Below are 24,427 nucleotides of genomic sequence, written 5' to 3'. Positions count from 1 at the left end.
TTTCTCCCTCAAATCTCTACCATTGATATTCTGGAATACAAAAAAGCAATAAGCCCTCGCTCATTACTTTTCATTTTTATAACATTATCCCAACAATAATTGCTGATAAAATACTAACTAACGTTGCACCATATACAAATCTTAGTCCGAATGAAGAAACAACGTTTGATTGATTTTCATCGATTCCCTTCATATAAATCCACTTTCATTTTTCGACATCTAAATTCCTGCGATGCAGAATAATAAGTAATCTACACTCGTTTACTCCTTCTGTTTTTACTTCGCATGTGGCAGAAAAAGGCCCTGACCGCTTCTATGCATGGCCAGGTGCCCTCTCCCTCCTAAAAAGAGGGGTTTTTATGTTGGTTTTTCAATTTGTATGATATATATAAATCCATTTTCATTTTTCGACATCTAAATTCCTGCGATGCAGATTAAAAAGTAACCTACACTCGTTTACTCCTTCTGTTTTTACTTCGCATGTGGCAGAAAAAGGCCCTGACCGCTTCTATGCATGGCCAGGTGCCCTCTCCCACCTAAAAAGAGAGGTTTATGTCAGTTTTTAATTGATGTATATATAAAAAAGAGCATCAGATTCGCTCTGATGCTCTCTCCTTATTATACAGCTTGTTCTTCTTTTTCTTTTATTACCACAGAATCTTCCCAGCACTCTGTATTCTTTAACCCTGGAATAGAGCTTGCACGGAATACTGGATCTTTTCCTTGCTTCTTTTGTTTTACATAGTCTGCCAAGGCAGCATATGCAAATTTACCAAGTAATGTAATTGCAATTAAGTTTGTGATTACCATTAACCCCATAAATAAGTCTGCCATATTCCAAACAACTTGAAGCGTTGCAACAGAGCCAAACATAACCATTCCGACTACTGCAATACGATAGACTGTTAGCCATGCCTTACTTTTCTTAATAAATTCAATATTCGTTTCACCATAGTAGTAGTTTCCTAGAAGTGAACTGAACGCAAATAAGAAAATAATAATTGCTAAGAAGCTGCTTGCCCATGGTCCAATTTGTGAGCTTAGCGCCTTTTGCGTTAATTCAATTCCTTCTAAATTCGTTGCCTTATATGCTCCAGAGCATAGTACGATAAATGCTGTTGATGTACATACTAAAAATGTGTCTACTAAAACTCCAATTGTTTGAATAAATCCTTGTTTAGCTGGGTGCGTTACATCCGCTGTCGCAGCCGCATTTGGCGCACTACCCATACCTGCTTCATTCGCAAATAATCCGCGCTGGATACCATACTTCATTGCCGCTCCAATACCGCCACCTACAGCTGCATCTAAACCAAACGCACCTTTAAAGATTTCTGTAAAGACATCTGGAAGTAAATAGAAATTTTTAATAACAACAAAGATAGCTACTGCAATGTAAATGATTGCCATTGGCGGAACAATCATTTCTGACATGCGTGCAATACTCTTAACACCGCCAAAAATAATAACCGCAATTAATCCAGCTAGTACAATCCCTACAATATAACGCTCTAAACCGAAAGCATTTTTAAATGCTAATGTAACTGTATTCGCCTGTACTGAGTTAAAAATTAAACCGTAACTAATTGTGATAAGAATAGAAAACCAAATTCCCATCCAGCGTTTATTTAAACCTTTTTCCATATAATAAGCAGGGCCACCACGGAATCCACTGCCATCTTTTGTTTTATAAATTTGTGCAAGTGTACTTTCTACAAAACTTGAAGATGCCCCAATAATAGCAATTACCCACATCCAAAATACTGCTCCAGGACCTCCCATAGAAATCGCTAATGCCACACCTGCTAAGTTACCAATCCCGATGCGGGCTGCGGAACTCATACAGAAAGCTTGGAAAGAAGATACACTACCCTTCTTACGCGTCTTTCCAGTTAAACCATCACCCATTAATCGTACCATTTCCCCTAAATGGCGAATTTGTACAAACTTCAATTTAAAAGAAAAATAAAGACCTAAGCCTATTAACATTGCAATCAGAATATAAGACCAAAGAATATTGTTCGTTACCCCAACGAACTTCTCTAAGATGTTAACCATATATTGAAATCCTCCCTTTCCTTTTCCATAAGTTGAATTATATTCAAAAAATACTCAAAAATCAACAATTTTCGACAGGATATAACTTCCATGCGTTAGATTTTATGACATGAACATGTAATATTCGAGAACAAACGACTTTTTTTATTTAAAAAATGATAAAACATGAATTTGTTTTCTAAACAAAGCAATTGACAAAAAACAAAACCTGTAACTATAATAGTTACATTAAGGTGATAAACAACTTGATGTAAAAATATCTATTCATTTTCAGACATACATTTTAATACTTATTTCATAAAATTTTTGGAGGGATTCCTTATGAAAATCGGAATTATCGGAGCAAGCGGAAAAGCTGGAAGTCGCATTTTAAAAGAAGCTTTAGATCGCGGACATGAAGTAACTGCAATCGTAAGAAACGCTACAAAAATTACAGAAGGCAATGTAAAAGTTTTAGAAAAAGACGTATTCGATCTTACTGCTAACAATCTTCAAGCATTTGATGTAGTTGTGAATGCATTTGGTGCTCCAGCAGGTCAAGAACACCTTCACGTAGATGCAGGTAACGTATTAAGTGAAGCAATGAAAGGCGCACCTCATACAAAATTACTTGTTGTTGGCGGTGCCGGGAGTTTATTTGTAGATGAGGAAAAAACAACACGCGTGTTCGACACGCCAGGTTTCCCAAAGGAGTACCTTGCGACTGCTCAAAACCAAGGAAAAAATCTAGAAATCTTACAACAAACAAATGATATTACTTGGACATTCATCAGCCCTTCTGCACTATTCGCATTAGGAAAACGTACCGGCTCTTACAAAATAGGTAAAGATCACCTTCTTGTTAACACAAAAGGTGATAGCTATGTAAGTTACGAAGACTTCGCTGTAGCTGCACTTGATGAAATTGAAAATCCAAAACACGTAAACGAACGCTTCACAGTTGTTTCTGAAGCTGAGTAATAAAGAAGCACTGGCGTTTGCCAGTGCTTCTTTATCTTTTATATGGTGTAGAAGGTTTATTCGGTTTCTGTGGTACACCAGCCTTTTTCCAGCTTACTGCTAATTCTGGGCTTGTTTTCTCTTCACTGCGTTCTAATAGAACTACCGCATCTTGAACTTTCGGTGTTCCCTTATACGAAATTCCTTGTAATTTCGTTAAGTTCCCCGATACTTTAAAGCTAAATTCACCAGCTGGCGTCTCTTTCGGAATTAAAATACGGAACTTTTCACCTACATTAAATTCCGTTTTTGCTTCACCTTTTTCATTTACAAACTTCACGCCTTGAGGTGCACCCGTTGCTTGTACTTTGTATGTGCCGCTTTTCGCGTTTGTTTGCACTGTATATAAGCCGGTTTCGAAGAACTCATCTTTTAGTACTGCCTCTTGTTTTTCTGACGGCGAAACACTCATCGTAATTTCCTGTACTTCTTCACTGCTATTCGCTTTTGCAACAATGTCTTTCGCTAATTTCTCTACATTTTTATTACGAAAATCTAATTCATTAATATCTATTTGTTTCAGCGCATTCCACACAGCAAGCTGCGTCGCATAATGCGCTTCTCTCCAATCAGAAACCCCTAATTCTTGCGGACTTTTTAGTGGGTACCCGTTTAATAACACGCGGTATACACCAATATCCACCTTACCTATCTCAGGTAAATCTTGACCACTTGGTGATTTCAAATCTACATTCAAGCAAAAGGCAATTTTTCCATCCGCTGTTTTGATAAGTTCTGTTCGGATTGGTCTCTTTTTTGCCTTACTATAGCTCCAATCCATTTCGTACTTTGTATGATCCATTACTTCTGCGAATGCTTTTTGAAGTGGAAATAATAAGTTCGTAAATACAAATAAAACACTCAAAAAAGCAACCAATAGTTTAAACGATTGTTTTATATTCATGTTTACAACCCCTTATAAAATAACAAATTTACTACTGTATAGTATTTAGTTAGAAAAATTTTTTATGCATGACATTCACTTAGATTCCTGCAAAATAAAAAAGCATAGGCTATGCCTACGCTTTTTGGCGTCAAAATTATTTAACTTTCTTGAAGAAGCAAATTCGAACGTACTAATGCTCCACGCACTTTGATTCCAATCCACGCCGCTAACGCAGCCTTTATCACACCTACAATTAAGAAAGGAACAAAACCACCCATGAAAGCTGCCTGCCAACCTAGGGAAGCCACATACTTTAGAAATACAGTCCCGATTGTTAATGTTACAAGCATTCCTAAAATATTTGCTAATAATGAATTCCAAAATGTAAGTTTCATCTTTTCTGTTAAAAGCCCAATTAAAAACGCTGTTGGAATAAATGCTAATAAAAATCCTCCTGTGGGACCAAATAAAACAGATAACCCTCCACTAAACCCTGCATAAACAGGAATTCCAGTAGCACCAATTAAAACATATAACAATACCGATAAAGTGCCATAGCGCGACCCTAAAATTGTAGCAGTGAGCCCAATTGCTAGCGTTTGTCCTGTTATCGGAACAAGCGGTAGTGGGATTGTAACTTGGGCTAAAATACCAATAATAGCAGCAAATAGTGCAGTAACAATTAACATGCGGAAATGATTTGTATTATGATTATTCATATATGCCTCCCTAAGAAAATTTAATATTATAAATTTAAGATATCCTATTTAATATACAGAGTAAATACGTTGTTTGAATATTTAGTTTTTAACAAACAAAAAGAAGAGCACAAATCTGCTTGCACTCTTCTCTTTCACTTGTTCCATATCCTCTTTTATTAATTTAAAAAAGGAAAAAACAAACACTTTTTGCTCATTTTTTCCTTTTTTCCTCTATAATTAAGTACATTTTAAGTAACCGTAAAATAAAATATATGCTTTCTTCCCTTGTCAGTACTAGGTTATGGACTAAAAGTCAAATAATTAGGGATCATTTTTATGTTAACCTGGGTGCATATAGTATATAATAAAGGATATATATTATATACACTTTCCGATAAAGGAACTTTCCATTATCCGGACAAGCCATGTATCGGACAAGTTCATAAATAATAGGTAAGAAATTATGGTTTTGGATTTATGATTGCCTTCTACTTGTAATCATAAATTTAAAAGCATTTTATTGCGTTTTGTGAAGCTTTGTATAAAGTTTTGCAAATTCTTGCTGCCTCTTACCTGCTACACGGGGATGTTTATTCCCAAAAAAAATAAGAGTATTGTTATCGTAAAGGAGAATTGGAGATGCCAGAAACTATCACTCAAACAAAGCCTGAACAAGAAACTTTACAAATTTCTGCTAGCCAAGGACAACTTGATGTACTTGATCAGTTGTTAAAACCTGAGGTACAAGAGTCATTAACTACACTAGTAGAACAGCTTCCAAAATTAACTGAGCTTGTTAACATTCTAACTAAGTCTTATGACTTTGCTCAAACTGTTGCTACTGACGAAGTATTAAAAAGCGACACTGTTGGTGCAATCCAAGAGATTGTAGAACCTGTAAAAGATACAGTGAAATGCGTGGCAGCAACTGCTATCGAAGCAAAAGATCGTGCAGAAGCAAGCACTGAAGTTATCGGTCTTTTCGGTCTGTTAAAATTACTAAAAGATCCACAAGCACAAAAAATGTTCCGCTTTGTAAACGCTTATCTTCAAATTAGTGCAGAACGCAATAATAAATAATTTATCTTATAACAACAATTAGTAAAGACGGGGGATATCATACTATGTCAAAACAAATTGTCATCTTAGGCGCTGGTTATGGCGGACTTCTAGCCGCTTTAAATGTACGTAAATATTACAGCAAATCAGAGGCACAAGTTACAGTGATCAACCAATACCCAACACACCAAATCATCACTGAACTACACCGCCTTGCAGCAGGTAACGTTTCTGAGCAAGCAGTTGCAATGCCACTTGAAAAACTTTTCAAAGGCAAAGACATCGATCTTAAAATTGCAACAGTTGAGTCATTCTCAGTTGATAGCAAAGAAATTAAACTAGCTGGTGGCACTACTTTATCTTACGATGCACTTGTAGTTGCTTTAGGAAGTAAAACTGCTTACTTCGGTATTCCAGGACTAGAAGAAAACAGCATGGTATTAAAATCTGCTGCTGATGCAAACAAAATCTACAAACACGTTGAAGACCGTATTCGTGAATACGCTAAAACGAAAAACGAAGCTGATGCTACAATCTTAATCGGCGGTGGCGGATTAACTGGCGTTGAGCTAGTTGGTGAGCTTGCTGACATTATGCCTAAACTTGCAAAAAGCCATGGCGTAAACCCTAAAGAAGTAAAATTACTTCTTGTTGAAGCAGGCCCAAAAATCCTTCCAGTATTACCTGACCATTTAATTGAACGTGCAACTACTAGCTTAGAAGCACGCGGTGTTACATTCTTAACAGGTCTTCCTGTAACAAACGTTGCTGGCAATGAAATCGACTTAAAAGACGGTCAAAAAATCGTTGCTAACACATTCGTTTGGACAGGCGGCGTACAAGGTAATCCATTAATCGGTGAATCAGGTCTTGAAGTAAACCGTGGTCGTGCAACAGTTGATGCATACCTACAATCTACTTCTCACAAAGACGTATTCGTTGCTGGAGACAGCGCTGTTGTCTTCGGTCCAGAAGGCCGTCCATACCCACCAACTGCACAGATCGCTTGGCAAATGGGTGAGTTAATTGGATACAACTTATACGCAGCACTAGAAGGCAAAGCATTCGAAGAGTTCGCACCAGTAAACTCTGGAACACTTGCAAGTCTAGGACGTAAAGATGCTGTTGCTACAATCGGAGCAAGCTCAACTCCACTTAAAGGCTTACCAGCATCATTAATGAAAGAAGCAAGTAACGTTCGTTACTTATCACACATTAAAGGATTATTCAGCTTAGCTTACTAATCCAAATGCTGGCCCAAATCATGTTTCACCATGATTTGGGCTTTTTTTATCCATAGTCATCTATATATTTTTATTCGGCATGAAAGCCAGATACACCTCTTCCATATTCTTATATATACTGACTTTATTATGACGAAATTGTGTATAGAATCTTCATCTTCAATTTCTAAGAAAATAATAAAAGCAAGGGAGAACTCCCTCGCTTTTACAAAGTTTACTCTATTCAAATGCAATCTATATAAATCCATTTTAATTTTTCGGCATCTAAACCCCTGCTATACAAAATAAAAAGTAGCCTACACTCGTTTGTTTTTTCTGCTTTTACTTCGCATGTGGCAGAAAAAGTGACCGCTTCTATACATGGCCAGATGCTCTCTCCCACCTAAAAAGAGGGGGTTTATGTTGGTTTTTTAATTGATGTATATATACATTTAAAACTTCACCTAGTTAAATATCAACTATAAAAAATTACTTTTCCTTCATTCTTGTAAAAATAACATCATACATATCATTCCCATAGTTTAAAGATCTTTTCACACGGGAAATTGTAGCTGTACTAGCTCCTGTCTCTTCTTCAATTTCATGATACGTATTGTTATTATAGAGCATTTTAGCCACTTTAAATCTTTGGAATATTGTCTTCATCTCATTCACTGTACATAAATCATCAAAAAAACTATAACACTCATCTACAGTTTCCAATGCTAAAATCACTTCAAAAAACTCATCTAGATCTTTTCCACGTAATTTATCTATTAGCATATGCCTACCTCCATTTTTATTAGAGTAGTCGCTGCGCCACAATAACCTTATTTCTTACATCAAAGTTTATTTTAGCTTCTACTAGGATTAAATATGTCCATTTCATATCCCTCTATATAAAATACATATACTCTAAATCTGTACGTAATCGACTCTCAAATATAAAATTTCTCACAAAATGAATAGCACTATTACATGTTTCTTTAAAGATCACACCCTTAAAATATATTAGAAAAATAATCCAATAAGGAAATTTATTTATTTTTAAACCTTATTAACACTTTAAAGGGCATAAGATATTATATCACTATTTTTTATTTTTGAGATAGGCACCACTATTACATATTCATGGCTATTTTTTGTCTAAAATATGTCCCCCCCCAAAAAAAAAACATGCTTTCAAATAAAAAAAGCTGGTATTTACCAGCTTTTTTATTTACATTTTTCACCAACAAATATGTTAACTAACTTTTCTTTGTTCTCCTAATTGACGCTTTCCATCCCCTATAAAACCAAAAATAACATGAAGGACTGGAACTACTAAACAAAATACAGTGAATGGCAAATATTGCAATGTAGAAACACCAAGCGTACCAGTAATAAACACACCACTTACTCCCCATGGAACTAATGGATTGACTGCAGCGCCGGCATTCGCTAAAATTCCTGATAAATTTTTAGGATCTAAATGAATTGCCTCAAACTGTGATTTAAATGCTTCACCTGGCAAAATCACTGACAAATACTGCTCACCTAAAAGAATGTTAATACCAATAGAACTGAGTGCAGTCATTAACATTAAATTTCCTTTTGCACTTACCATGCTTGAAATTTTGGAAATTAGCTTTTCAATAATTTTTACTTCTACTAATAGTCCACCAAGTGTTAAAGCAAGAAGAATAAGAGAAACAGACCACATCATACTTTGCATTCCCCCGCGTGTAAGTAGCAAATCTACATTTTTCACACCTGTTTTAGAAACAAATCCATCTTGCATAAGGGCAGCAATTTGGCCAAAGCTAGTATGCGGATGGTAAATGTAACAAATCACAATGGTCATTGTTATACTCATTAATAATGTCGGAATAGCTGGCACTTTTTTTATTGCACACAAAAATAATACGAGTACTGGAATTAATGTAAAGATTGAAATAGTAAAAGATGAATGGAGTGTATGAATCAGTTCTTCTATTTCATTTCCCGCCGATACCGATGCTCCATGTCCCACAAATATAAAAAAGATAAGAGTTATAGCAAAGGCTGGAATAATTGTCCGCATCATGCTACGAATATGTTCAAATAAATCTACTTCTGCAATAGCAGCAGCTAAGTTCGTTGTATCAGATAGCGGTGAAATATTATTCCCTAAGAAAGCACCTGATATAATAGCCCCCGCAATCATCGCTGGGTTTAACCCCATCATTTGCCCCATTCCTAAAAATGCAATACCTACAGTAGAAATGGTTGTAAATGAGCTACCTACCATTACACCTACAAGTGCACATATCACAAAAACAGAAGGTAAAAAGAATTTTGCGGATAAAATCTGGAATCCATAAATCATGATAGTCGGAATTGTTCCTGCCGCGATCCAAACACTAATTAAAATTCCAATTAACATAAATATAATAATAGGAATTAGGCCTGGTAAAATTCCATTCTGAATCCCTTTATGGATTGTATCCCAAGAAACACCTTTCACTCTTGCAAATAGCACAACAATTCCTATAGCAATTAAAATAGGCACTTGTGGAGGCAAACTTAAACCAATAATACAAGTTCCTATAATTGCTAATAAAACAACTAAAAGAAAGATACTTTCTTTAAGTGTTACATCTCTTTTCATTTTCATAAACTCCTTATCATTTGAATTGTTATAGGGTTCTATCAACTCATCCATTTACTATTAATGTTTGTGAACAATTGCACATTCAATATCTAAACACTATATTGAAAAAGAATCAATGGAAATAAAGTAAAACTTTCATCAATGAGTTTTTTCCGTCCCCTGCCTATCTTCCTCGCTTCTCTCTATATCTTGAGGCGGGGGCTTACTGATCCAAGATAGTGAAATAAACTACGAAAGGGCATAAACAATACTTTGGATGAGTATATATTACTTACAAATCATGCCAATGGATGTTTATGCCCTAATTTTATTTACCTAAAAATATATAACCGTTAACGCAACTCAGCTTTATTGTATGCACCGTGCCAAACTGGACCAACAAATGTATTAAAATCAAATCCTCTTTTAATTCCTTCTGTCGTGAAGTCTTTCGCCTTCGCTACGGCTTCTTTTACCGAAAGTCCTTTAGCTAGTCCAGCTGTAATTGCTGCTGCAAAAGTACACCCAGCACCATGGTTGCAATTCGTATGAATTTTCTCGACTTCATAAAGTACAAAATCTGTTCCATCATAAAGTAAATCGATTGCCTTATGATCTGCTATAGATTTTCCACCTTTTATTACAACATTTTTAGCACCAAAATCGATAATTTTCTTTGCCGCTTCTTTCATATCATTTACCGTTTTTACATTTGGCATCCCAGATAACTGGCCTGCTTCAAATAAATTTGGTGTGACAATTGTTGCCTTTGGTAAAAGAAGATCACGCATGGCAAGTCCATTTTCAGGATGCAGTGGTTCGTTTTCTCCTTTACAAACCATAACCGGGTCAATGACAACATTTTGCATGCCATATGTTTCAATTACATCACTTACGAGCTCAATCATCTCTATAGATCCAAGCATTCCTGTTTTCATCGCATCTAATTTGCCGCCGGAAAAAATTGTTTTCAATTGCGCTTGTACAAGTTCCTTATCAATCGGATGAACATGATGATGCCAGTTATTATCAGGATCCATTGTGACGATTGTTGTAAGGGCAGTTAGGCCAAACGTACCATACTCTTCAAATGTTTTCAGATCCGCCTGTAATCCTGCTCCTCCACTTGAATCAGAACCTGCTATCGTTAATACTTTTTTTACCATCACGTTTTCACTCCTCAATTGATCTTACCTAAATCAATAAAATCAATTATATATAAAGATGAATGCATAACGGATTTTTAACGTTATGCATTCATTCTATTAAAATAGTTTTCTACTAAACTTATTTCATTTCATTGTAGATTGCTTCAAGTTTAGCTTGAATTGCTTTTTCTAACTTAACAGCATATTCTTCAAATACATCTTTATCATGAGCATATGGAGATAATGCACAAGCACGAAGCACTGTTACTTTACCTTCGCGATCCCATTCTCCTTCGCTAAATCCAAGACTCTTCACGAATGGAAGTGGGCTATTACCGTAGTCAGGAGTAGCAAAATCAGTATGAGATGTAATAAACTCATTATTATATAATCCGCCTTTAACATAAGAAGCGTGATCGAAGAAATCATGATTTAATTTGTTCATTTTTTCTAAGTCTGTATTACCTTCTTCATTAAATACGTAGTCAACCATGTTAAAGTCAGGTTTTGTTAATGGATACACACGAATTGTTTTATCGCCAACTTTAAATTCTTTATCACTTAAGAAGTCATAGAAACGATAAGCTCCTTCGATACTTGCACCAATTAATTTACCATAACCAGTTACATTTAACGGTAATACTTGATGAGCTGTCCAAACTGCAGCTGCAGTTGCACCTGCTTTAGAACCTTCAAGAATATATGCACCTAATAATGCTGGAATATCTGCACCTTTTTCGAATACATAAGTTGCAAAGTAAGAAATAACATCGCGCATTCTAATATCTTTAATAACAATACCGCCCGCAGAGTACGGAATATATCCCATTTTGTGTGGATCAATTGTAATTGTTTCTGCTTGGTTCATTGCTTTAAATGAATGATAAACTTCTTTTGTTAACCATTCACATTTTTCAGTGAAAATGTTGTGTTTTGCGTACACTTCTTCGATTTGGTCCCATTCGATAAATTCGTTATTTTCATCTAAGAAAATAGAACGAGCATAACCACCATAAGCAGCGTCTACGTGAATGTAGAAATAGATGCCTTCTTCTGCTAATTTTTCACGAAGTTCTACCATTTTATCAATGCGATCTATTTGACCTTCTTCTGTTGTACCAATAACCCCAACAACACCTAGAACAGGAATTTGCTCAGCTGCTAGTTCGCGAATTTTTTCTTCTAATTTATTAATGTCCATACGATAGTTGTCATCAACATCTACTTGCTCTACACAATCAAGACCAACACCGATAATATCAGCAGCTTTTAACCAAGAATAATGTTTTGTTTGTGGAATTAACCATTTACCTAATTTTTGTAGGTTTTTACCACTACGTGCAGAGTGAGCTTTAATTTCATCAATTTGTTCAGGAATTTGATCTAAAATAGCTAGAATTTCTTCTGTAGACATATTCAGTAATTCCCATTCAGATTTACCTGCAACAAATTCAGGAGCCACTTCTTTAATCGCAAGTGGTAAGGATTTCATATTACGTGCATACCATAAGCCCTCTAGGTTAGCAATAGAACCATCTGCGCAAATATGTCCCCAGCTTTCACCTTTTTTATAGCTCATAAGTGCAGCAAATTCATGTCCCACTTCTTCTTCCATTTGAGAAGTACCTGGTGAAGATTCATATGCTACGTTATTACCATTCCATAACATTGCTGCTGTATAAGCGATGATAGAAGGCATTAATGTTTCAGAGTTCATATGTCCCCAGAAACGGCCAGCAGTATGCCAAGGTAAAGAGTTCGTACGTAATTTAGAAGATAATACATTGAACACACTGCGCATATGATCTGCAGTTTCTTGGAAATTTTTAGAGCTTCTATCTTGAGGTGTAATCACCGGTAAATCTTGTGGCATATAGTTTTGTCTCCAACCAACATGCTCATCTACCATTTTTACTAATAATTCTTTAAATAAATCTACATTTTCACCTTTATCTCCTAAGAATAACGCTTTTAAATTAATTTCTGGCATTTCGTATTTCATTTTCATTTCCTCCATTTTAAATTAATTTATATTAATATAAGGAATTATTATTTTAGTTAGCTTGTTTTAAACATTCTTCTGTGTGATCTTCTTTCTTCCACTCTGGTTTCTTACATTTGTTAATAATAAGAGCAATTCCAATCATAACTACTGTAGCGGCTACTTGATAAACTACGTAACCAGTATACTGACTTGGTTTTAAAATGGATGGTGGAATTAAACTTACAATAATCGTAAGTACAATACCTATCATTGAGACAATAGATATAAACCACATTAATCCATTTCCTTTACTACCTAATCTAAATGGTCTCTTAACATCAGGCATGTTATAACGTAAGCGAATTGCTGAAATCGCAATTAAAGCATATACGATACAATATAGAATCGTTGTTGTGATTGTAATAATTAAGAATGCACTATTAACATCCGGAACGACTACATATAAGAAAGATACTAACGAAATAACGATTGCTTGGATCATTACAAACGTGATTGGAATACCTTTCTCTGTTCTCTTTTGGAAGAACTTCGGTAAATTCCCTTCCTCTGCCACTTTAATCATAGATTTACTTGGTCCAAGTACCCATGCACTTAGCTGTACTAAAACACCAATTAAAATCATTAATGAAATGATGTTAACAAAGATAGATGGAATTCCTAAATCTTCACAGAAAATCAAGTATGGTTGTGTAATATTAGCTAACTCTAAATGACCGCGTGGTACTGCGTTAGAAACTGTTAAACCAGCGATAATATTAAAGATTACTAGTAAAACAACAGAAGCGATAACAGCAACTGGATAGTTGCGTTTCGGATTTTCAATATTATTTGCATGTACAGATGAGATCTCTACCCCCGCAAAAATAAAGATAATCCCTGATAAATACGCTAAGCTTCCTAAATCTTTTAAATTAGGTATTAAATCACTTGGTTTAAAATTCCCTAAGTAACTATTTGGCTGAATTCCATTTTTGATCATATAGATAACACCTAGAACTACGAGAATAACAAATGGAATATATACACCAATAACAGCGCCCCAGTTGCCTGCGATTTTTACCATATCAAACTTAAGGTTTAATAAAGTCACACCCCAGTATGAAATTAAAATTACCGCAAAAATAAAGTAGTTATTTGAAGATAATTCTGGTTTATTAATAACGTAACCGAGTAGAACACCAACAGTTGACGAAACCATTACCATCCCGAAAAACATTTGAACCCATAATAACCATGAGGTAACAAATCCCCATTTTTCTCCTAATGCATTTCTAACCCAAACTTGTGGTCCACCCTCTTCAGGAAATCCTGTCGAAAGCTCGGCTGACATTAGTGCAATAGGGAGAGCAAATACAACTGCAGCAATTAACATATAGAAAATTTGCGTCCACCCTGTAATAGCTAGTGTCGGTACACTACGTACAGTGCCAAAGAATGCCATCGTAATACCAATTAACCCAAAAAGCGTTAATTTTTTTGTCTTGGCCATAACTATATCCTTCTTTCCTTTATTTAATTTTTATAGAATCCATTACCGCAGATATATGAACTGAACTAATACGCTAATTTTCAAAGGAAATACATTTTTTGAAAACTAGGGTATTAAAACAAACTATCTGCTCTAAACTTTGTAGATCTATTAAATCCTCCTTTTCTTTAAAGGTTTTATTATTTTACAGAATACATCCCTTCGCTTTCCATCAAACTAGCCAACAGAATAATATTCATAAAATAATCATTCCTTCTCTAAAAAAACTAGTAACAAAACATAAGATAAAATTTGTGAACAATTACACAAATCAACTTACGATGTCAGTTTACTCCTGCACTTTTGTTTTGTCAACGCCCAAATAAACCTTGTTATAACAGTTTTTATTGAGTTTTATTAAAAACTTTTTATTTAAAGCATCAAAGGTTTAACGCTTTTATCCGCTAAAGCGTTAAACCTTTGATTCATAAAATAAGAATATATAATTATGAATAATTTCGTATTTTTATTCACACAAAACAATAAATAAGTACAAAAAAGAAGAGTGAACTTTTTCACTCTTCTTTTAAAAAGTTATTTTACAAGAGGATTTTTCTCCTCTTCTCTTAGCCCTGGATACCATTGTAGCATATTGATAAACGCATGACTTGCAACTGAATCGTCTATACAGAATTTATCCATATCAAAATGGAAATTATTCCTATCCATCAATTGGTCCGTTACATTTTTTAACAATTTACTATATCCAATTAAACGTCTAGATGTCATTATTTTACTTTCTTGAAAAGAAGCTTCACTTTCCTGTTCACGAAAATTTAACAATTTCTCATGAGGAATTTCACATCGGTCTTCTTTCGCTTTCATTACTTTTACCTTCACATATAAACCTTGCTCTATTCCTAATGCCCTGCTCCACAAAGAACTCCAACTATCGCGCTTAATATAGTATCTCCCTTGAAAATAACTTTTTATCATTGGAACAAGAATATGAATTCTCGGATGATACCTGTCTCCTTTTTTCAAAATATCCAGCATCCGAAAATACCCTAGATGCACTTGTTTTACAGACTTATACTTACATAGACGATTGAAGGCAATTAACATTTGATCTAACTTCTCATTAATTTCTTCCTCGTTTACATTTTCTAATCCCAAGTCTACCAATAGCCAATTTACTTGCTGTGTTTTATTAATTTCTGTTATCACACGGTGATTAAAATATGCTAATTCTAATGATCTTTCCCAAGATGAAAGCATAATTAAATTCCTCGCTTCCACTCCGTATTAGAATTTATTCTCCTAATTTCACCAAGCTGTAATTCTTTTTCCCTTTACGAATAATAATAAATCTTCCATCAAATGAATTTTCCACTGTAACATCTGTATTTACATCCGTTACTTTATCTCCATTCATTAAGATTGCTCCATTATTAATATCTTCCCTTGCTTGACGTCTAGAAGGTTCAATCCCTAAATCTACTAACCATTCAACGATATTTTTTGTTTCCTTTGTAGCTTGGAAAGTTGGCATATCTTTAAAGCCTTGTTCGATTTCATCCGCAGTTAATGATTTAATATCTCCACTAAATAACGCCTGTGTGATTTTTACTGCTTGTAAGAATGCATTCTCACCATGAACAAATTTCGTCATTTCTTCTGCTAATACTTTTTGCGCTTCACGTTTATGAGGTTCTGTTTGAACTTTAACTGCTAATTCATCGATTACATCCTTCGTTAGGAATGTGAAGAATTTCAAGTATTTCATTACATCACGATCATCAGCGTTTACCCAAAACTGGTAGAATTCAAATGGTGTTGTTTTTTCAGGATCTAACCAAATTGCTCCTCCTGCTGTTTTACCAAATTTCGTCCCATCAGATTTTAATAATAACGGAATTGTTAGGCCAAATACTTTCGCTTCCGGTCCTTCTAATCTGCGAATTAAATCTAAACCACTTGTAATGTTACCCCATTGGTCACTACCACCAATTTGTAATTGTACGCCTTCTTCTTTGTATAAGTGGTGGAAGTCCATGGATTGTAGAATTTGGTATGTGAATTCTGTGAATGAAATACCAGTATCTAAACGACTTGCTACAATATCTTTTGCTAACATACTATTTACACTAAAGTTTTTACCGTAGTCACGTAAAAATTCGATAATGTTGATTTGATGTGTCCAGTCGTAGTTATTTACCATTTTCACTTCACTATTGCCGCCAAAGTCGAATAATTTTTTCATTTGCGCTGTTAATGCGTCAACATTATGTTGTACTTGTTCTAATGTTTGCAGCTGACGCTCCGTTTGTCGTCCACTTGGATCCCCAATTGTTCCTGTTGCTCCACCAATTAAGATAACTGGATGATGTCCAGCTAATTGGAATCGTTTCATCATCATAAACGGAATCAAATGTCCAATATGCATGCTGTCACCAGTTGGATCTACACCACAGTACAAGGAAATCTTTTTCTCTTCTACTAGTTTGCGTAATCCTTCTGCGTCTGTTTGTTGATTAATGGCGTCACGCCATTCCAATTCATCAATGATGTTCATATCTTTCCAGCTCCTTTAGTTTTTTAATTTTTCTTACCTCAAATTAGCAAGAATAAAAAAAGTCCCCATGTCTACACTAGACATAGGGACGATTCTTAACCGTGTTACCACCCAGATTGCACAAATAGTATCCATTCTCCTATTTATGCCACTCTTAGCAATAGTATCGATTGCTACTCCGCTTAGCATTACCTAAGATACTCCAGAGTGTAATTCACAAGTTTGTTTGTGCTAGGTTCCATCAACCCCTAGCTTTCTCGATAACAGTGACAAACTGCTACTGGGCTCTTTCAACGTATTTGATATATTAAATTATAGTCATTATAGTGAATTAAAATTTTATTGTCAATTCTACAGAAAAATGTTTTGAAAATATCCACATTTTCTTTTTTGTTATACCACAAAAATAAAGTGAAGAATAAACCTATCCTTCACTAATTAAAATCCTATGAAGATCAAACGTTTGAAAGGGTTCATACTCTATTTATTCCAGCTTTCATTGAAACCTTACATCCATAAATAATATTTTAATAACACTTTTATAACTTTTAAAATAAACACCTACTGCTTTAAAAATTATACTAAATCTTCTCCAATAATTCTTACTTCTCTTTCTAACGTAACATCGAATTTCTCTTGAACAGTTTTTTGAACAAAATGAATTAAATCGATATAGTCTTGCGCTGTTCCATTATCAACATTCACCATAAACCCAGCATGTTTTACGGAAACTTCTACACCACCAATTCTCTTTCCTTGTAATCCAGAATCTTGAATCAACTTACCAGCAAAGTGGTTAGGCGGACGCTTGAAGACACTACCGCATGAAGGGTATTCTAATGGCTGCTTCGATTCTCTTTTATACGTTAAATCATCCATCTTTTCTTTAATCTCTGCATATACACCCTTCTCAAGTTCAAATGTAGCCTCAAGTATAATGTAATGGTTATTCGCAAATGTACTTTTACGATATCCGAAATCAAAGTCGTCTTTTGAAAGAGTAAGCAACTCTCCCTCTTTTGTCATAACAACCGCTTTTGTTAATACATATGCAACTTCGCCACCATACGCACCTGCATTCATATATAATGCTCCGCCAACTGACCCTGGTATACCACAAGCAAATTCAAGCCCCATTAAAGAATGCTCTAGCGCCGTTCTTGAAACATCAATAATAGCAGCACCACTTTGCGCTACAATTGTTTGTCCATTCATAGTAATATCCGTTATATGAGTCAAACTCAATATGATTCCACGAATACCACCGTCTTTTATAATGACATTAGAGCCATTTCCCAAAAACGTAATTGGAATGTTGTTTATATTCGCATACTGTACCACTTGCTGAATTTCAGTATAAGTAGTAGGTATAACAAACACATCTGCTTTTCCTCCTACTTTTATATGCGTATGATCCTTTAGCATTTCATCTTGCTTCACATGTCCTTCAGGTAATATTGTACGTAAATATTTATATACTTCCTGCATATTCATTCTATGATTCCTCTATTTCTATTAATAATTAATGGCCTATCCTCTCGACAGTTCCAGCATTCTTAAAACTATTTCTCTTATTCTCTTCCATTCCGCTTACAAATTCATTCACTGCACTATATAAGTAGGTAATCGGCCACCACATAGATTACCTGAATAGTTTAGTAAGATAGTTTCTCTCTCTATCTTATCAAAAAATCGAGAAGAAAACTTTACCTTCAAAAATTTTCCGATATAGCCAAGTTTAAGATATATATACATCAATTAAAAAACCGACATAAAACCCCTCTTTTCAGGTGGGAGAGAGCATCTGGCCATGTATAGAAGCGGTCAGGGCCTTTTTCCGCCACATGCGAAGTAAAAACAAAAAGAGTAAACGAGTATATGTTACTTTTTATTCTGCATCGCAAGGATTTAGATGTCGAAACATTAAAATGGATTTATATAGAAAAAAACTAAACTTAATCTTTTCCTTTACAAAATTCTATTATATCGCATGTCAATGTGAAAAAATATGTTTAAAGATGGAACTTTTCAAACTGATAAGAATGTCTATATTTTGTCATATCAAAAATAGATATTACAAAACTGTAAGGCCCTTGTAATATAAAAGGATGCCTCCTTATATGTTAAGGGCATCCTTTTTTGGATTATTTTAATTGAATTTTAACTGGCGGTAATGGTTTTTCAGGATGATATGGTGACATTTCTACTTCTAGCACATAATTTTTTAGACTAAAATTCTTTACACCATATTCCCCATCCAACTTAAATGTCGCTTGAAACTGTAATTTCTCCTTATTCAATACCTTTACATCGCTGCCCTTTATAACATGACCAATTGGTGCAAATTCTTTATCCACATATGAAGAATCCTTTAAATTCATAACTTCTCCGTAATTGATCAATTCGTCCGTAGATTTATGTTTCGTATCAACATTTTGAAGTGTATATTGCACAATTAATCTCTGTTTTTTATGCTGAATGCTATTCACGACAATCTTTAAATCACTACGAGTACTTTGTATTTCAAATGGTGTCTTTTGATTTAAAGACTGAATAGGTGGCTTTTCAGACAATCTCACATTTGGATAAAGCATGATAAATTCTGCGTTCTCTGGAACTTTTCCAAAAATAGATCGTTCATCAGACTCTATCTGATTCCCAACCTTTTCTCTACCAAATTCAATACCTGACGTTTTAAAATCGATTTCATGTCCCTTATCATCAGTCACTTTTCCAATTCTCGCTAAATCATTTTCTCCTATAAGTGGATAAATAGCTTTATAGTCAATCGCAACGGATCCTTTTCCAACTGTAATCTTTTCAAAGTTAAATGTATGTTCTTTATCTTCACTACTTACGGATTGCTGAGGGTTAACGATTTTATTTTCTAATTGCTGTACAGGGATATCAAATTTCCAAACCCCTTTTGTGTCCCCGATAGACGTAATCGTAATGGGTAACGTTGTATTTTGAGGAAGCTCTTTTTCTGGATAATTAATGTGAATATTCCCAAACCAACCGTCTTTTGTGATTTTCCCATCAAATGAAGCTGCCCTCCCCCATTTCGGACTTCCATCAACTAGTTTAAAGTCATAGTAAAAACCATTGGCAAAAGTATTCTTTATCTCTACTTCGTCTGGATTATCTACTTTAAATGTAATCCCAATTCTACCACCATCATAATACACACTGTTCATCGTTACACTAATTCCATTGCTTACCGCTTGCTGATTTAGTTCAGTTACAAGCTTACTTGCTGACAGATTTTGACCAATTGAATCATGAAAATGCGAATAGATTTTCCCAATAATCGGAACTTCCGCTAATACACGAGTCATTTGTGGAAATACAAATCCTGAGCCTAGTATCCCTATACAGATTGAAGCTGCAGTTAACAAAGCAATTTTTCTTTTCTTATATATCTTTTTGACTGGTTTTTCTGCCTTCGCCTTAGCAATACCTTTTTGTATAGCCAGATTCAATTCTTGTTTCGGAACATCAATTTTATTTACTTCGTCATCAAACCACTGCTTATCCAATCCTCATCACTCCCCCCTAATAATTTTTTTAGAGATTTTCTTGCCCGATGCAAATACGTTTTGACTGTTCCCTCCGGTATATTCATTTGCCAAGCAATTCGATTAATCGGAAGATCATAATAATAATATAAAATGATTACCGTTTGATAATTTTCATCCAACCTTTGAATCGCTTCCTGCAAATCAATATTTTGTTCAATTTGATGTAGTTTGTTCGGTACCTCACCATATGTATTTGCTTCTCTTCCGTCCTCTATCTTCTTCACTTTTTTCTTTTCACCTAATAGCTGATAAGCATTATGTATAAGAATACGTGTCAACCATGTCAAAAAATAGCTTGGCTTCTTTAATTGCTCTATAGATAAGTACGCTTTATACACGGTTTCTTGCACAATATCTAGCGCATCTTCTTTATTCTGCACATACAGATAAGCAGTGCGATATAGCTGGTCTTGATATAGACTAATAAGCTGTTCGAACGCTGCATCGTCACCTTTTCTTGCCTTTTTGACTAATTTTATTTCATCCATCGTATCCCCTCCTTTCATTTATTAGATAGATAGCAGGGAAGTTTGGTTTCAAATTTTTTTTTGTTCCATACAAAAGAGCACATCCAATCGAATGTGCTCTTTTCCTATCACATACTATTTATCGTTTTCCTCTTTTTCCCTATCAAACCATAATAGTTCATCATCATCCACATCACCATTATAATTGATGAGTATCTCTTCTCCTGCTTTTATGTCCTTGTAAGCATAAAATTCAAATGTATGGTTATCAAAGTTAATTTCATACGTCGCATTCGGTTTATAAGCATGGTTAAACAGCATACCGTATCCTAAAAGGATTGCAGAATGATTTATGCCATACTCAAATGCGTAGTCAGCAAGTAACGTTTTCTCTATAAATTGATGTTCCTCATTCGGATAAGAGATAACTGGCGCTTCATGTAGAAGCTCTCCTTTTTTTATATCACGCGTTGCAAATACTCCCCTATTGAATTCTCCATCACTAAGTGTAGAAGCCTTTATTTCAATCATGTTCGTCACCTATACATTTCTTTCTTTGAAGTATTTTATCTCCTTAAGATTGACAGATAATGAAGAGAAAAGCAATTGATTTTATTCAAAGGCCTTACCTACTGCAAAATATCCAAAGAAAGGAGCAAATGATTTTTTTGTGATTCTTTCTCAAGATGAGAAAAACATTTTTTAGCCATTCTATTTACTGAATCTCGCTTTCCTCATCACATACTTATATAAATCCATTTTAATTGTTGGGCACCTAAATTCCCTGCTATGCAGAATAAAAAGTAACCTTCACTCGTTTGCTCGTTCTGTTTTTACTTCGCATGCGGCAGAGAAAGGTCCTGACCGCTTCTATGCATGAATAGATGCTCTCTCCCACCTAAAAAAAAGAGAGTTTATTTAGGTGATGTATATATAGCAGTTATTTCAATTTGAACACAGCACTCACTGGGTTATGATCACTATTTTCAAACTTCAAATCTTTTCCTTGTACATTTACAATTTCGACATTTGGTGAAACCAAAAACCCATCAATAATGGTCACAAAGTTTTCGCCTTCTACATATTTCTTAGCGTCATCCCTTACTGTCCAAACTGACGAATCTACTGCCCATTTGAACCCACCATCTGTAAAATCTTTTGGCAATTCTACTAACCACTCAGGCCATACTTTTAAAAAATTAGGATCCTGTAATTGAACATTAGAAACTAACTGATTCCAATCTCCGCCTAATATTACGTAATCACCGTCTTTATAGCGTTTGTTCATATATTGTTTTAAATAATCCACTTGTTGTCTTCTTATTTTTCCGCCTTCATCATAAGCCGATAAATGTAAGTTTACGAGTCTTACATATTTGCCATTATCAACAGGAATTGTATGCTCAACAATCGCTCGATCTAAATCAAACAACTGCTTCGGCCAAGGCTCTATTCCTGGAAGCTGATATCTTGCCGCTTTTTGAATCGTATATTTAGAGAATGTTCCTAATCCCGCCTCAACATAACCCATTGGTTTTGCCAAAGGAACAGGGACCCACTGTACGTTATAATTATAGCTAAATGATGATGCATAATTTGGCAAGCCTTGTTTAAATACTTCATATTCATTTATATCGAAGGATCGTAACGCTTTTACATCTACTTCTTGTAATAACGCAAAATCAGCATCCTCTCTCTGTAAAAAAGAAAGCATATTTTTTAAATTCGTCTCTGTTTGTCCTTTACTACTAGAACGCGACCCCTCTCCTCCGTCCATAAAGAAATCTTGATCTTTATCTAAACCAGCATATCCAATATTAAATGTAGTAACTTTAAAATCATTCCCTTGCTTTAATACTCTCGCTTTATTATTCTCCACCTTTACTTCAGTAGCAGCAGCTGGTTCCACATCTGTAATTGTCATATACGCTAAAAATGCAGCGAGACCACCTGCTACTATTAAAACCAATATGAAAATCACTTTAAGAATCTTCTTCAAGCAAATGACTCCCTTTTATACAAATCCATTTTAATGTTTCGACATCTAAATCCCTGCGATGCAGAATAAAAAGTAACCTACACTCGTTTGCTCGTTCTGTTTTCACTTCGCATGTGGCAGAAAAAGGACCTGACCGCTTCTATGCATGGCTAGATGCTCTCTCCCACCTAAAAAGAGAGGTTTTATGTCGTTTTTTTATTGATGTATATATACATCAATATTTCTATCATCTTCTTACTGTTTCAAAATACATTTTTCTAAATCCTAAATCTCTTTAAATAATTTTCTATATTTTCAGTTAAATAAAATCATTCTACATATATACATGCTATTTTATCACATTGAAAACTATATATCATTATATTTAATTTTAACAAAACAAAGTAATATTATCCATATCAATAACGTGACAAATAACCACTATTTCCAATTTCTTTCACTTCACAATTGTTATACACATATAACTTTAAGTGCCGTGACAATATAAACTCTTCACTTCGGCAAACTTATAGAGTTTAGTTTTGTGGAATGAAAGATAATCAAAGTATCAGCATTATTTCCTATTCAAATTAACGACAATCGCTACTTTTGAGCAAGAATGTATTCAAAATTGCAAAATACAAATGCTGTTTATTTTTCACAAAACAAAACACATATTTGTTGGAAATCTTAAATATATTTAGTACACTAATAAATAGGAAATACATAGGGCGATGGAGTTCGCCATAACCGCTGCTTAGCTAATGACTCCTACCAGTAATATACACTGGTAGGAGTCTATTTGTTTTGAGCACTCTATAAGAGAGGTGAAGGAAATGGTATATATTATTGTTGGCATCGCAGGTATATTAGGTGCTCTTTCCCGTTATTATTTAGGACTTAATCTCGATATGCTTTGGCATCATATTTTCCCATTAGCTACATTATTGATTAATTTAATTGGATGCTTTGTACTAAGCTGGATTACTACTTATATTTCTCGTTTGGACGTCCTTCCTTCAGAGATTGTCACAGGAATTGGAACGGGGTTTATAGGATCATTTACTACTTTTTCTACTTTCAGTGTAGAGACTGTTAAATTAATCAATCATTCAGAATGGATACTTGCAATTTTATATGTATTATGCAGCATGTTGGGTGGTCTCCTTATGTCTAGACTGGGTTATAAATTTGGAGATATTTTATATGCAAAGCGTACTATCACAGCCAGAGGGGGAACTAAGTAATGACAGAGTATCATGCTTTATTGGTAGCGATTGGTGGTTTCTTTGGTGCCATTACCCGCTTTGGCATAAGCAATTGGTTCAAGAAAAGAAACGCAATATCTTTTCCAATTGCTACATTTCTGATCAATATAACAGGTGCATTTTTACTTGGATATATCGTTGGTAAAGGCATAGATAAAAGTTGGCAATTATTGTTGGGAACAGGGTTCATGGGGGCCTTCACTACATTTTCTACATTTAAATTAGAGTCTATCCAGCTTTTCACTAGTAAAAAATTTGGCGTTTCCTTCCTATACCTAGGCGCCACTTATAGCATCGGTATCCTGCTCGCATTCCTTGGAATGAAGTTAGGCAGAATATAGTATTACAAAACAAAGTAGTGAAATGAAAACGAAAGGGATCGTGACATTTTTTATGAGTC

General features: G+C 34.7%; 21 protein-coding genes, 1 riboswitch and 1 other annotated feature. Of the genes, 5 read left to right on the top strand and 16 right to left on the bottom strand.

Annotated elements, in window-relative coordinates:
• Positions 1 to 618 precede the first annotated feature (618 nt).
• Positions 619 to 2,058, bottom strand: a complete 1,440-nt coding sequence (locus ACIQ7L_RS15710; RefSeq protein ID WP_400570463.1) for an alanine/glycine:cation symporter family protein — start codon at positions 2,056 to 2,058, stop codon at positions 619 to 621.
• 321 nt (positions 2,059 to 2,379) lie between these two features.
• Between ACIQ7L_RS15710 and ACIQ7L_RS15705 the strand changes: the two genes are divergently transcribed.
• Entirely contained in the window at positions 2,380 to 3,018 is a 639-nt protein-coding gene (locus ACIQ7L_RS15705; protein WP_400570462.1) for an NAD(P)-dependent oxidoreductase, read from the top strand.
• Between the two features lie 31 nt (positions 3,019 to 3,049).
• Here the strand turns inward: ACIQ7L_RS15705 and ACIQ7L_RS15700 are convergent, their stop codons facing one another.
• Together ACIQ7L_RS15700 and ACIQ7L_RS15695 are read right to left on the bottom strand one after the other, a co-directional pair.
• Positions 3,050 to 3,961 carry a thioester domain-containing protein gene (locus ACIQ7L_RS15700; RefSeq protein WP_400570461.1) on the bottom strand — a complete coding sequence of 304 codons (912 nt, stop codon included), beginning with the start codon at positions 3,959 to 3,961 and terminating at the stop codon, positions 3,050 to 3,052.
• Between the two features lie 140 nt (positions 3,962 to 4,101).
• Positions 4,102 to 4,662 (bottom strand): biotin transporter BioY, encoded by a 561-nt coding sequence (locus ACIQ7L_RS15695; RefSeq protein WP_400570460.1) that lies wholly within the window; start codon positions 4,660 to 4,662, stop codon positions 4,102 to 4,104.
• 621 nt (positions 4,663 to 5,283) lie between these two features.
• On the opposite strand from ACIQ7L_RS15695, the gene ACIQ7L_RS15690 reads away from it, so the two are divergent.
• Complete coding sequence (locus ACIQ7L_RS15690) at positions 5,284 to 5,724, top strand: DUF1641 domain-containing protein (protein ID WP_400570459.1); 441 nt, start codon at positions 5,284 to 5,286, stop codon at positions 5,722 to 5,724.
• A 44-nt stretch (positions 5,725 to 5,768) separates the two neighbouring features.
• Entirely contained in the window at positions 5,769 to 6,947 is a 1,179-nt protein-coding gene (locus tag ACIQ7L_RS15685; protein WP_016112459.1) for an NAD(P)/FAD-dependent oxidoreductase, read from the top strand.
• Between the two features lie 468 nt (positions 6,948 to 7,415).
• On the opposite strand, the gene ACIQ7L_RS15680 is transcribed toward ACIQ7L_RS15685, so the two are convergent.
• The 13 genes from ACIQ7L_RS15680 to ACIQ7L_RS15620 form a co-directional block, all read right to left on the bottom strand.
• Positions 7,416 to 7,709, bottom strand: coding sequence for a YerC/YecD family TrpR-related protein (locus ACIQ7L_RS15680; protein ID WP_000904078.1), 294 nt, complete (start codon positions 7,707 to 7,709; stop codon positions 7,416 to 7,418).
• A 460-nt stretch (positions 7,710 to 8,169) separates the two neighbouring features.
• Entirely contained in the window at positions 8,170 to 9,555 is a 1,386-nt protein-coding gene (nhaC, locus tag ACIQ7L_RS15675) for a Na+/H+ antiporter NhaC (protein WP_400570458.1), read from the bottom strand.
• A 335-nt stretch (positions 9,556 to 9,890) separates the two neighbouring features.
• Positions 9,891 to 10,706 (bottom strand): pyridoxine/pyridoxal/pyridoxamine kinase, encoded by an 816-nt coding sequence (pdxK, locus tag ACIQ7L_RS15670; protein ID WP_400570457.1) that lies wholly within the window; start codon positions 10,704 to 10,706, stop codon positions 9,891 to 9,893.
• A 118-nt stretch (positions 10,707 to 10,824) separates the two neighbouring features.
• Positions 10,825 to 12,687, bottom strand: coding sequence for a tyrosine decarboxylase (tdc, locus tag ACIQ7L_RS15665; protein WP_400570456.1), 1,863 nt, complete (start codon positions 12,685 to 12,687; stop codon positions 10,825 to 10,827).
• Between the two features lie 52 nt (positions 12,688 to 12,739).
• On the bottom strand, positions 12,740 to 14,179 hold the full coding sequence (gene tyrP, locus ACIQ7L_RS15660) for a tyrosine-tyramine antiporter (protein WP_335359835.1): 1,440 nt from the start codon (positions 14,177 to 14,179) through the stop codon (positions 12,740 to 12,742).
• A gap of 573 nt (positions 14,180 to 14,752) precedes the next feature.
• Entirely contained in the window at positions 14,753 to 15,436 is a 684-nt protein-coding gene (locus tag ACIQ7L_RS15655; protein WP_400570455.1) for a protein rep, read from the bottom strand.
• A 34-nt stretch (positions 15,437 to 15,470) separates the two neighbouring features.
• Positions 15,471 to 16,733 (bottom strand): tyrosine--tRNA ligase, encoded by a 1,263-nt coding sequence (gene tyrS / locus ACIQ7L_RS15650; RefSeq protein WP_400570454.1) that lies wholly within the window; start codon positions 16,731 to 16,733, stop codon positions 15,471 to 15,473.
• A gap of 81 nt (positions 16,734 to 16,814) precedes the next feature.
• Positions 16,815 to 17,036 (bottom strand) — a binding site (T-box leader).
• A 273-nt stretch (positions 17,037 to 17,309) separates the two neighbouring features.
• Positions 17,310 to 18,227: a UDP-N-acetylmuramate dehydrogenase gene (gene murB / locus ACIQ7L_RS15645; RefSeq protein ID WP_400570453.1), complete on the bottom strand. Its 918-nt coding sequence runs from the start codon at positions 18,225 to 18,227 to the stop codon at positions 17,310 to 17,312.
• 650 nt (positions 18,228 to 18,877) lie between these two features.
• Entirely contained in the window at positions 18,878 to 20,272 is a 1,395-nt protein-coding gene (locus ACIQ7L_RS15640; protein ID WP_400570452.1) for a DUF4179 domain-containing protein, read from the bottom strand.
• Positions 20,242 to 20,802, bottom strand: a complete 561-nt coding sequence (locus ACIQ7L_RS15635) for a sigma-70 family RNA polymerase sigma factor (RefSeq protein WP_400570451.1) — start codon at positions 20,800 to 20,802, stop codon at positions 20,242 to 20,244. Before ACIQ7L_RS15635 ends, ACIQ7L_RS15640 begins: the two co-directional genes overlap by 31 nt.
• Positions 20,803 to 20,916: 114 nt before the next feature.
• A complete protein-coding gene (locus tag ACIQ7L_RS15630; RefSeq protein WP_400570450.1) occupies positions 20,917 to 21,312 on the bottom strand; it encodes an SET domain-containing protein in 396 nt (131 codons plus the stop codon).
• Between the two features lie 98 nt (positions 21,313 to 21,410).
• A complete protein-coding gene (locus ACIQ7L_RS15625) occupies positions 21,411 to 21,491 on the bottom strand; it encodes a DUF4077 domain-containing protein (protein WP_400570592.1) in 81 nt (26 codons plus the stop codon).
• 230 nt (positions 21,492 to 21,721) lie between these two features.
• Positions 21,722 to 22,780 (bottom strand): endonuclease/exonuclease/phosphatase family protein, encoded by a 1,059-nt coding sequence (locus ACIQ7L_RS15620; protein ID WP_400570449.1) that lies wholly within the window; start codon positions 22,778 to 22,780, stop codon positions 21,722 to 21,724.
• A 700-nt stretch (positions 22,781 to 23,480) separates the two neighbouring features.
• Positions 23,481 to 23,540, top strand: a riboswitch (Fluoride riboswitch).
• Between the two features lie 55 nt (positions 23,541 to 23,595).
• Here ACIQ7L_RS15620 and crcB (ACIQ7L_RS15615) point away from each other — a divergent pair.
• Both crcB (ACIQ7L_RS15615) and crcB (ACIQ7L_RS15610) read left to right on the top strand, forming a co-directional pair.
• The gene (gene crcB, locus ACIQ7L_RS15615) at positions 23,596 to 24,006 is read left to right on the top strand and encodes a fluoride efflux transporter CrcB (RefSeq protein WP_400570448.1); all 411 of its coding nucleotides are present in this window, start codon (positions 23,596 to 23,598) and stop codon (positions 24,004 to 24,006) included.
• Complete coding sequence (gene crcB, locus ACIQ7L_RS15610) at positions 24,006 to 24,368, top strand: fluoride efflux transporter CrcB (protein ID WP_400570447.1); 363 nt, start codon at positions 24,006 to 24,008, stop codon at positions 24,366 to 24,368. Before crcB (ACIQ7L_RS15615) ends, crcB (ACIQ7L_RS15610) begins: the two co-directional genes overlap by 1 nt.
• The last annotated feature ends 59 nt before the right edge of the window (positions 24,369 to 24,427 follow it).

Origin of the sequence: Bacillus sp. NPDC094106, from assembly GCF_044764345.1 — a bacterium.
In the GTDB taxonomy this organism is placed as follows: Bacteria; Bacillota; Bacilli; order Bacillales; family Bacillaceae_G; genus Bacillus_A.
The sequence above is the reverse complement of the archived record's forward strand: the minus strand, read 5'-3'. Positions and strand labels throughout refer to the sequence as shown.

What these genes read in the sequence shown, in the direction of transcription:
- ACIQ7L_RS15710 (WP_400570463.1), bottom strand. Translation starts at nt 2,058, where the DNA reads ATGGTTAACATCTTAGAGAAGTTCGTTGGGGTAACGAACAATATTCTT.
- ACIQ7L_RS15705 (WP_400570462.1), top strand. Translation starts at nt 2,380, where the DNA reads ATGAAAATCGGAATTATCGGAGCAAGCGGAAAAGCTGGAAGTCGCATT.
- ACIQ7L_RS15700 (WP_400570461.1), bottom strand. Translation starts at nt 3,961, where the DNA reads ATGAATATAAAACAATCGTTTAAACTATTGGTTGCTTTTTTGAGTGTT.
- ACIQ7L_RS15695 (WP_400570460.1), bottom strand. Translation starts at nt 4,662, where the DNA reads ATGAATAATCATAATACAAATCATTTCCGCATGTTAATTGTTACTGCA.
- ACIQ7L_RS15690 (WP_400570459.1), top strand. Translation starts at nt 5,284, where the DNA reads ATGCCAGAAACTATCACTCAAACAAAGCCTGAACAAGAAACTTTACAA.
- ACIQ7L_RS15685 (WP_016112459.1), top strand. Translation starts at nt 5,769, where the DNA reads ATGTCAAAACAAATTGTCATCTTAGGCGCTGGTTATGGCGGACTTCTA.
- ACIQ7L_RS15680 (WP_000904078.1), bottom strand. Translation starts at nt 7,709, where the DNA reads ATGCTAATAGATAAATTACGTGGAAAAGATCTAGATGAGTTTTTTGAA.
- nhaC (WP_400570458.1), bottom strand. Translation starts at nt 9,555, where the DNA reads ATGAAAAGAGATGTAACACTTAAAGAAAGTATCTTTCTTTTAGTTGTT.
- tdc (WP_400570456.1), bottom strand. Translation starts at nt 12,687, where the DNA reads ATGAAATACGAAATGCCAGAAATTAATTTAAAAGCGTTATTCTTAGGA.
- tyrP (WP_335359835.1), bottom strand. Translation starts at nt 14,179, where the DNA reads ATGGCCAAGACAAAAAAATTAACGCTTTTTGGGTTAATTGGTATTACG.
- ACIQ7L_RS15655 (WP_400570455.1), bottom strand. Translation starts at nt 15,436, where the DNA reads ATGCTTTCATCTTGGGAAAGATCATTAGAATTAGCATATTTTAATCAC.
- tyrS (WP_400570454.1), bottom strand. Translation starts at nt 16,733, where the DNA reads ATGAACATCATTGATGAATTGGAATGGCGTGACGCCATTAATCAACAA.
- murB (WP_400570453.1), bottom strand. Translation starts at nt 18,227, where the DNA reads ATGAATATGCAGGAAGTATATAAATATTTACGTACAATATTACCTGAA.
- ACIQ7L_RS15635 (WP_400570451.1), bottom strand. Translation starts at nt 20,802, where the DNA reads ATGGATGAAATAAAATTAGTCAAAAAGGCAAGAAAAGGTGACGATGCA.
- ACIQ7L_RS15630 (WP_400570450.1), bottom strand. Translation starts at nt 21,312, where the DNA reads ATGATTGAAATAAAGGCTTCTACACTTAGTGATGGAGAATTCAATAGG.
- ACIQ7L_RS15625 (WP_400570592.1), bottom strand. Translation starts at nt 21,491, where the DNA reads ATGGCTAAAAAATGTTTTTCTCATCTTGAGAAAGAATCACAAAAAAAT.
- crcB (WP_400570448.1), top strand. Translation starts at nt 23,596, where the DNA reads ATGGTATATATTATTGTTGGCATCGCAGGTATATTAGGTGCTCTTTCC.
- crcB (WP_400570447.1), top strand. Translation starts at nt 24,006, where the DNA reads ATGACAGAGTATCATGCTTTATTGGTAGCGATTGGTGGTTTCTTTGGT.